This is a genomic window from Archangium sp. (assembly GCF_036389735.1).
GTDB lineage: Bacteria > Myxococcota > Myxococcia > Myxococcales > Myxococcaceae > Archangium.
This window is the reverse complement of the sequence record NZ_DASVWK010000078.1, coordinates 1-2114: the sequence shown is the minus strand read 5'-3', so window position 1 is coordinate 2114 and position 2114 is coordinate 1. Positions and strand designations below refer to the sequence as shown.

Annotated in this window: 1 protein-coding gene and 1 pseudogene; both read right to left on the bottom strand. The window is 69.8% G+C overall.

Annotated elements, in window-relative coordinates; genetic code table 11:
- Positions 1 to 703 (bottom strand): annotated as a pseudogene (locus tag VF794_RS03150) (tolB protein precursor protein); the annotation flags it as partial.
- A gap of 12 nt (positions 704 to 715) precedes the next feature.
- A partial coding sequence (locus VF794_RS03145) for an N-acetylmuramoyl-L-alanine amidase (RefSeq protein ID WP_331107561.1) occupies positions 716 to 2114 on the bottom strand: 1399 nt, incomplete at its 5' end.

Below are 2114 nucleotides of genomic sequence, written 5' to 3'. Positions count from 1 at the left end.
AGATCCACTTCCCGTCCGGGCTCCAGCGCGGCGCCATGTCCTCCTTGTGGAAGGCCGTCAGCCGGCGCACGTCCGTGCCGTCCGCCTTCATCACGTAGATTTCCGGGTCCCCCTCGCGGCTGGACGCGAACACCACCTGCGTCCCATCCGGAGACACGCTGGGCTCGAAGTTGCCCTCGGGCGCCGTCGCCAGTCGCACCATCTCGGCCCCCGCGCGCGGCTCCTGCCGCACCACGTCGCTGAAGCCCTGCAGGTCCGACTCGGCCACGAACCAGCGTCCGTCCGGCGACCAGCTCGCGTTGCGTGCCCGGCCTCGTGGCTCCGACAACATCACCGTCTCGCCACCCGCCAACGGCACCAGCCGCAACTGCTCCACGTGCATGCCGCCAATTTCCGCCGTGGCCACCACCACCAACGACGTGCCGTCCGGAGACGGCTCTCCGGGGTAATCATCCTCGGGACTGCGCGTGAGCTGAGACTCCTCACCCGTCGGTCGCACCAGCCAGACATCCTTCTGGGGCGCCCGCTCGGAGATGAAGGCGATGACACCTGGCATCGCCTTCCGCTCCTCCTCGGTGAGGGGACCGGAGCTGGATGCGCCACCTCCACACACGCCCGCCTTGCACCCAACCCCGAGCAGGGCGAGCACGGCCAGCCGCCGCGCCCCACCCCGCCACGCTCTCTTCGCGAAGTCCCGAGTCATCACGTCACATCCTTACCGCACGCGGATGGCGTCCGCGATGACCACGAAGCCCTCGGGGGCCCACCGGCTCAGCTGCACCTTGTTCCAGCCAGCCGGGAAGCTCCACGTGCCGAGCGTCTGCCAGGCGCCGCCACCCGTCTGCTGATCCTTGTACACCGTGGCCAGGTTGGTGCCGGCCGCGTCGGTGATGATGAAGGGAGCGGCCGTCGAGCGGTTGGTGCCCGAGGTCCACCAGGCGTCGATCGTCTTCGTGCCCGCCGCCGGCATGTAGAAGTGGAAGACCGCCCCGTCCGACACCGCCGCGGTGGGGGCGTGGTAGTAGCCCGAGCCGTAGTAGCCCGCCGTGCCCGAGGAGGAGACCCAGTTGGTCGACAGCTGGATGTAGCCCTTGGTGGAGTCGTTGCTGGCGTTGTTGCTGTCGATGACGAGGCCCGTCGTCGTGGTGGTGTCGCCGCAGGCGGCCTTCACCTTGCTGATGTACGTCGACCACGGCCAGTTGGGGCCCGGGTCCGTGCGGGTGGAGGGCTGGAGGCGGCCGTGCGCCACGATGTGGTAGCTGTCGCGTACCACGGTCCGGTCACGCGTGATGTCGCACGTCAGCTTCGCCGAGGTGTCGATCTGCCCGGTGGGGAAGGACGTCTGGCTGGCGTAGCCGCCGTGCTCGATGCCCACCGAGAAGTTGTTCACCGACACGCCGTTGAGGCCGCACATCACGCTGCCGTTGAGGCTGCAGCTGTAGCTGGCCGCCACGTGCCAGGCGCGGTTGGCCTCGGTCACCAGCTGGGTGATCTCCGTCCCCGCCTCGTTCACCACGTAGTGCGCGCTGGCGCCGGCCGACGAGTTGGCCAGCCAGCTCCAGCAGCCCGAGTAGCCACCCTCGCAGGTGTGGATGACCACCATCGAGATGTCCGTGCCAGAGGGGCGCGCGTTGTAGTTGGGGGACGGGCGCCAGATGGCGGGCGCGTAGTCCGCGCTCATCGCACGCACACGCGGCGAGGTGAACTGCGCCTGCACGCCGGCCTCGGGCATCAGCGAGACGGCGACATGGCCCTCGGGGGTGCTGGCCACGACTCCCTTGCGCAGCACGTCATACACCTCGGCGTGCACGTAGTTGGCCTGCGCGTCCGCGTGGGTGATGCCGCTGAGCTTCACCGCCGCGGGAGCCCACGCGCCCAGCTCCGCGCGGTTGACACCCAGCTCGTCCGCATGCGCGGAGAGCAGCGCCGCGGCGGCCCGGATGTTGGCCTCGGGCTGGGTACGCACCGCCTCCTCGGACACGCCCGCCAGACGCGCGCCCTCGGCCACGTTCGCGCCGCGCAGGGCCATCAGGCCGTACGCCGCCGGCATCCCCTCGAACTCCACCTCGCCCTTCACCATCTCGAAGCGCGTCTCGGTGTAGGCAATGGCCTTG